Here is a 5715-nt window from a genome sequence, read left to right on the forward strand (position 1 = left end):
GGAGGGCGGCGGGGCTGTACCGAAGTGGCCACTCGACTTGGGGGGAGGGCGGCGGGGCTGCACCGAAGTGGCCACTCGACGTGGGGGGGAGGGCGGCATACGGCTCAGGTTTCCCGCGGGCGTCGCTCGGGAGGGGCCGCACGGCCGCCGCCCGGGCGCCACAGCACGTCCCCACCGATCGGCAGGTTGGCCACTCGCGCGAGGATGAAGAGCAGGTCCGAGAGCCGGTTGAGGTAGGTGGCGGTCAGCACGTTGACGCCGCCCACCCCACGCTCGGTGCCAGGAGCGTCGCCATGAGCGGCCAGAGCGGCCCAGGCTGACCGCTCGGCCCGGCGGACCACGGTCGTGGCCAGGTGCAGGTAGGCCGAGCCCGGCGTGCCTCCGGGCAGGATGAACGACCGCAGCTTGGGCGTGCGCTCCAGGTAGCGGTCGCAGTCGGCCTCGAGGTCGTCGATCCACGGCTGCAGCACACGCAACGGGGGGTAGTCATACCGGTCCCGCAGCGGGGTGCTGAGGTCGGCCCCGACGTCGAAGAGCTCGTTCTGCACCCGCAGCAGCGTCGCGCGGACCTCCTCGTCCAGGCCACCACACGCGAGGGCCACGCCGATCGCGGCGTTGGCCTCGTTGGTGTCGGCGTAGGCGTGCAGGCGGGGGTCGGTCTTGCTCGTCCGCGAGAGGTCGCCGAGGGACGTGGTGCCGTCGTCACCGGTGCGGGTGTAGATGCGGGTGAGGTTGACCATGCCCTCCACTGTCGCAGATAGGGTTTCAGCGTGAGAGAGCGGTTCCGGGTCGTCGGCGGGGCGCGCCTGTGCGGCGAGGTCGAGGTCGTCGGCGCCAAGAACAGCGCTCTCAAGCTCATGGCGGTCGCCCTGCTCGCACCGGGGCGGACGACGCTGACCAACGTGCCGGCCATCGCGGACGTGACCATCATGGCGGAGCTGCTGCGCCGCCTGGGCGTCGGCGTGGACTATGACGCGGCGGCGGGCACCGTCTCGCTCGACGTGCCGGAGGAGGTCGGTCACCGCGCCGACTACGAGCTCGTGCGTGCACTGCGGGCGTCCATCTCGGTGCTCGGTCCCCTCGTCGCGCGCACGGGACAGGCCGACGTGGCCATTCCGGGCGGCGACGCCATCGGGTCCCGGGGCCTCGACCTGCACGCCGCGGGCCTCGAGGCGCTCGGAGCGAGCGTTCGCGTCACCCACGGCTACCTCGTCGCGACCGCCCCGGCGGGCCTGCATGGGGCGGACGTCCGCCTCGACTTCCCGAGCGTCGGGGCCACCGAGAACATCCTCAGCGCCGCGGTCCTCGCCCGCGGTCGTACCACGATCGACAACGTCGCCAAGGAGCCCGAGATCGTCGACATCGCCGACATGCTCGTCTCCATGGGTGCCTCCGTGGAGGGCGCCGGCACCTCGCGGATCGTCGTCGAGGGTGTCGGGCGGCTGCAGCCCACGACTCATCGGGTGGTCCCGGACCGCGTGGCCGCCGGCACCTGGGCCTTCGCGGCAGCCACGACCCGCGGCGACATCGAGGTGGTCGGCGGTGTGCTCGAGCACCTGCGGGCGCCCCTCGGGGCGCTGGCCGCCGCGGGCTCCCACGTGGAGCGCACGGAGCGCGGCTTCCGCGTGGTGTCCGGACCGGCGCGGCCGCGGGCCTTCGATGTCGCGACGCTGCCCTATCCGGGCTTCCCCACCGACCTGCAGCCCTTCGCACTCGCCTATAACGCCGTCGCCGACGGCAGCGCGATGGTGACCGAGAACCTCTTCGAGGCGCGCTTCCGCACCGTCCAGGAGCTGGCCCGGCTCGGCGCGGAGGCCCAGGTCGACGGGCACCACGTCATGACGCATGGGGTTCCGGTCCTCTCCGGCGCCCCGGTCGTGGCGAGCGACATCCGCTCCGGTGCCGCGCTCGTCATCGCAGGTCTCGTGGCCGAGGGCGACACGCTCGTCAGCGGCGTGCACCACATCGACCGCGGCTACCCCTCCTTCGAGGTCGCCCTGCGCGCCCTCGGCGCCGACGTGACCCGGGAGCCGGACCCGGGCGTCTACCACTGAGCGTCGCTGTCCTCGGAAGCGCACCGTTGAGACCGGTTTGTGATGCGGCGCGCCAAGGTTTTTCCGGCGTCGGCCGTCATCATGGACATGGCACACCAGCGAGGGGGGTCAGGATGACGCTGAAGCGTCACCGCGGGGTTCCGGTCCAGGTGCTTGACGCTCCCGACGGCCACGACGTCATCGTGGAGGGACGCCTCGACGTGCACACCGTCCCGGACATCCGTGACATCCTGCACGACGTCATCGGCCGGGGCCCGGGCGTGCTGCGGCTGCACCTGCGCAACGCCGAGATCGGCGACGCGACGGGTCTCGGAGTGCTCGTGCACGTCCACCGACGCGCCAGCCGGGCGGAGCGGCGGCTGCTCGTCGTCGACGCGAGCGACCGCACCGCCCGCCTGCTGCGCGGGTGCCGCCTCGAGCGGCTCCTGACTCCGCGGCATACCGGCCCCTCCGGCTCCCCCGAGGCCGCCGGGCCGACCGACTCCACTGTGGCCACTCTCACCGTCTGAGAGCAGCGACCCCGGCCGGGCGCCGCGGGTACCGTCGCACCATGTCCTCGCCTGCGCCGTCGAGACGCCCGACCCGCGACCGTCCCTGGGTCATGCGCACGTATGCCGGCCACTCCAGCGCCGCTGCGAGCAACGCGCTCTACCGGGGCAACCTCGCCAAGGGCCAGACCGGGCTGTCGGTCGCCTTCGACCTGCCCACGCAGACGGGCTATGACCCGGACCACCCGCTCGCCCGGGGGGAGGTCGGCAAGGTGGGCGTGCCGATCAGCCACGTCGGCGACCTGGCCGCTCTCTTCGACTCGATCCCGCTCCGCGAGATGAACACCTCCATGACGATCAACGCCACGGCGATGTGGCTGCTCGCCCTCTACCAGGTGACCGCGGAGGAGCAGGCGACGGCCGCGGGCGAGGACCCCCCGGCGTGGGTGCGGGCCCTTGCCGGCACGACGCAGAACGACATCATCAAGGAGTACCTCTCCCGGGGCACGTACATCTTCCCGCCCGCCCCGTCGCTGCGGCTCATCACCGACATGATCGCCTACACGGTCCGGGAGCTGCCCAGGTGGAACCCCACCAACATCTGCAGCTACCACCTGCAGGAGGCGGGCGCGACGCCGGTGCAGGAGCTCGCCTTCGCACTCGCGACGGCCATCGCCGTGCTCGACGCGGTCAAGGCGTCGGGTCAGGTGCCCGAGGAGCGCTTCGGAGACGTCGTCGGGCGCATCTCGTTCTTCGTCAACGCGGGGGTGCGCTTCGTCGAGGAGATGTGCAAGATGCGCGCCTTCGTGCGGCTGTGGGACGAGCTGACCCGCGACCGCTACGGCGTCAGCGACCCGATGGCGCGCCGCTTCCGCTACGGCGTGCAGGTCAACAGCCTCGGGCTCACCGAGGTGCAGCCGGAGAACAACGTCCAGCGGATCGTCCTCGAGATGCTCGGGGTGACGCTGTCCAAGGACGCGCGGGCCCGCGCCGTGCAGCTGCCGGCGTGGAACGAGGCGCTCGGCCTGCCCCGGCCGTGGGACCAGCAGTGGTCCCTGCGCATGCAGCAGGTCCTCGCCTTCGAGTCGGACCTGCTCGAGTACGGCGACCTCTTCACGGGCTCGGCCGTCGTCGAGGGCAAGGTCGCCGAGCTCGTCGCCGGCGCCAAGGCGGAGCTGGCTCGGATCGAGGAGCTGGGGGGAGCGCTCGCGGCTGTCGAGTCCGGCTACCTGAAGGCCGCCCTCGTCGCCTCGCATGCCGAGCGGCGTCGGCGCATCGAGGCGGGCGAGGAGGTGGTGGTCGGGCTCAACCGGTTCGAGACGACGGAGCCCAACCCGCTCACGGCTGACCTCGGCACCGCCATCCAGACGGTGGACCCGGGCGTCGAGGCCGCCGCCGCGGACGCGGTTCGTCGGTGGCGCGAGAACCGCGACGCGGACCCCGCGGACCGAGCCCGGGCGCAGGCCGCCCTCGCCCGGCTGCGCGCCGACGCGGCGTCGGGGGCCAACCTCATGGCGGCCTCGCTCGAGTGCGCGCGCGCCAAGGTGACGACGGGCGAGTGGACGCAGGCCCTTCGCGAGGAGTTCGGGGAGTACCGCGCGCCGACGGGCGTCACCGGCTCGGTCGGGGTGGGCGGGGCCGAGCCCGGCTCCGCTCTCGCCGAGGTCAGGGAACGGGTGGCTCGCACGAGCGAGGAGCTGGGGGAGAAGCTGCGGATCCTCGTGGCCAAGCCGGGGCTCGACGGCCACAGCAACGGTGCCGAGCAGGTCGCCGTGCGGGCTCGCGACGCCGGGTTCGAGGTCATCTACCAGGGGATCCGACTCACGCCTGCGCAGGTCGTCGCGGCGGCGGTCGCCGAGGACGTCCACCTCGTCGGCATCTCGATCCTCTCCGGCTCGCACATGGAGCTCGTGCCCGAGATCCTCGAGGGGCTGCGGGAAGCGGGCGCCGGTGACGTGCCGGTCATCGTCGGCGGGATCATTCCCGAGTCCGACGCCGCGGCGCTTCGCCGAGCGGGCGTCGCCAAGGTGTTCACGCCCAAGGACTTCGGGCTCAACGAGATCATGGGCGAGCTGGTCGACGTGGTGCGTCGGTCACGAGAGCTCCCATGAGCGACCTGCAGTGCGCGGCGCGCCTTCTGCTCGTCCCACCCTTCGAGGCCTCCAACGGGGGCGCGCTGGCGGGCTCGTTTCGTCTGGAGCGGGTGGCCGCCGTGTATGCCGCCGCCGGTGACCTCGAGGCCGCGCGGCAGCTCGCGACGCGCCTGCAGGTGCGTGCACGCCAGACGTCGGGGGCGCTGGAGCCCGGCGACGATGCGCTCACCGAGCTTGCCGACCGGCACCGCGGCGAGTCGGTCGTCGTCGTGAGCGGCGGCGTCGTCAGTCCTTGCGTCGTGCTCGTCGACGGCGACGGCTGGAACGTGGCGCCGCTGTCGCTGGGCGCCGACCGCGCCGACCAGCCGTCCTGACCGGCAAGGCCGCGAGCAACGGCATGCCCAGTTGGCCCCGGCGTGGCCGGTGTGGCCGTGGCGGGGTCCGGGGCTGGGTGGCTACAGGTGCCAGGTCACGGTGGTGGCGGTGATGGTCGGGACCAGGTCGTGGGCATGGACGTAGGTGTGGTGCCGAGGGCAGAGCAGGCACGTGTTCAGCAGCGAGGTCTTCCCACCACGGCACCAGTGCCGCCCGTGGTGCGCGTCGGCCCACTGCGCCGGGACGGTGCACCCCGGGAAGGTGCACCCCCGGTCCCGCTGCCACAACGCCACCCGCAGCCCCTTGGTCACCAGGCGCCATTCCCGCCCCACATCCAACGGTTGGCTCTTGCCACCGAGCACCATCGGGATGACCGCCGCGTCACACGCCAGCCGGCGCACCGTCTGCGGCGAGAGGACATCGCCTGACAACGTGACACCCGCTCCGCCGAGCGCGCCGGTGAGGACCTCGTGGTCGATGGTGACGATGACCTTGGCCTTGTCGGTCTTCGGGACCTTGTCCGCCGCCGCCACCCCCCGGCCCACCACCGCGACCAGGGCGTCCGCCCGGCGCCGGGCCGGGGAGCGCGGGTCCTGTTCCACGGTGCGCCCCCGCCGGTCCGTGGTGGGGCACGGCATCGACAGCGGGTCGATCGCCGACTTGATGACCGCGGCCGCCTCCGGGTCCAGCACGCCCCGCATGGTC

Annotated in this window: 6 protein-coding genes; 4 read left to right on the forward strand and 2 right to left on the reverse strand. The window is 72.8% G+C overall.

From position 1 onward, the window contains the following. Positions 1-104: 104 nt before the first annotated feature. A complete protein-coding gene (locus VFJ94_RS01870; protein WP_325002474.1) occupies positions 105-740 on the reverse strand; it encodes a cob(I)yrinic acid a,c-diamide adenosyltransferase in 636 nt (211 codons plus the stop codon). A 30-nt stretch (positions 741-770) separates the two neighbouring features. Here VFJ94_RS01870 and murA point away from each other — a divergent pair, with 30 nt between their 5' ends. The 4 genes from murA to VFJ94_RS01890 all read left to right on the forward strand — a co-directional run bounded on the left by murA (position 771) and on the right by VFJ94_RS01890 (position 5009). Further along, complete coding sequence (gene murA / locus VFJ94_RS01875; RefSeq protein ID WP_325002475.1) at positions 771-2054, forward strand: UDP-N-acetylglucosamine 1-carboxyvinyltransferase; 1284 nt, start codon at positions 771-773, stop codon at positions 2052-2054. A 113-nt stretch (positions 2055-2167) separates the two neighbouring features. Continuing rightward, on the forward strand, positions 2168-2563 hold the full coding sequence (locus VFJ94_RS01880) for an STAS domain-containing protein (protein ID WP_325002476.1): 396 nt from the start codon (positions 2168-2170) through the stop codon (positions 2561-2563). A gap of 92 nt (positions 2564-2655) precedes the next feature. Beyond that, complete coding sequence (locus VFJ94_RS01885) at positions 2656-4653, forward strand: protein meaA (RefSeq protein WP_325002479.1); 1998 nt, start codon at positions 2656-2658, stop codon at positions 4651-4653. Beyond that, a complete protein-coding gene (locus VFJ94_RS01890) occupies positions 4650-5009 on the forward strand; it encodes a hypothetical protein (RefSeq protein WP_325002477.1) in 360 nt (119 codons plus the stop codon). The genes VFJ94_RS01885 and VFJ94_RS01890 overlap by 4 nt, the downstream gene beginning before the upstream one ends. 81 nt (positions 5010-5090) lie before the next feature. Here VFJ94_RS01890 and VFJ94_RS01895 read toward each other — a convergent pair. Then, the coding region (locus tag VFJ94_RS01895; RefSeq protein WP_325002478.1) for an HNH endonuclease signature motif containing protein at positions 5091-5715 on the reverse strand (625 nt) is incomplete at its 5' end.

The organism is Intrasporangium sp. (genome assembly GCF_035688975.1).
Classification (GTDB): domain Bacteria; phylum Actinomycetota; class Actinomycetes; order Actinomycetales; family Dermatophilaceae; genus CALMNV01.

Bases quoted from the DNA above. Each gene is read 5' to 3' on its own strand.
- VFJ94_RS01870 (WP_325002474.1), bottom strand. From the start codon at position 740: ATGGTCAACCTCACCCGCATCTACACCCGCACCGGTGACGACGGCACC.
- VFJ94_RS01880 (WP_325002476.1), top strand. From the start codon at position 2,168: ATGACGCTGAAGCGTCACCGCGGGGTTCCGGTCCAGGTGCTTGACGCT.
- VFJ94_RS01885 (WP_325002479.1), top strand. From the start codon at position 2,656: ATGCGCACGTATGCCGGCCACTCCAGCGCCGCTGCGAGCAACGCGCTC.
- VFJ94_RS01890 (WP_325002477.1), top strand. From the start codon at position 4,650: ATGAGCGACCTGCAGTGCGCGGCGCGCCTTCTGCTCGTCCCACCCTTC.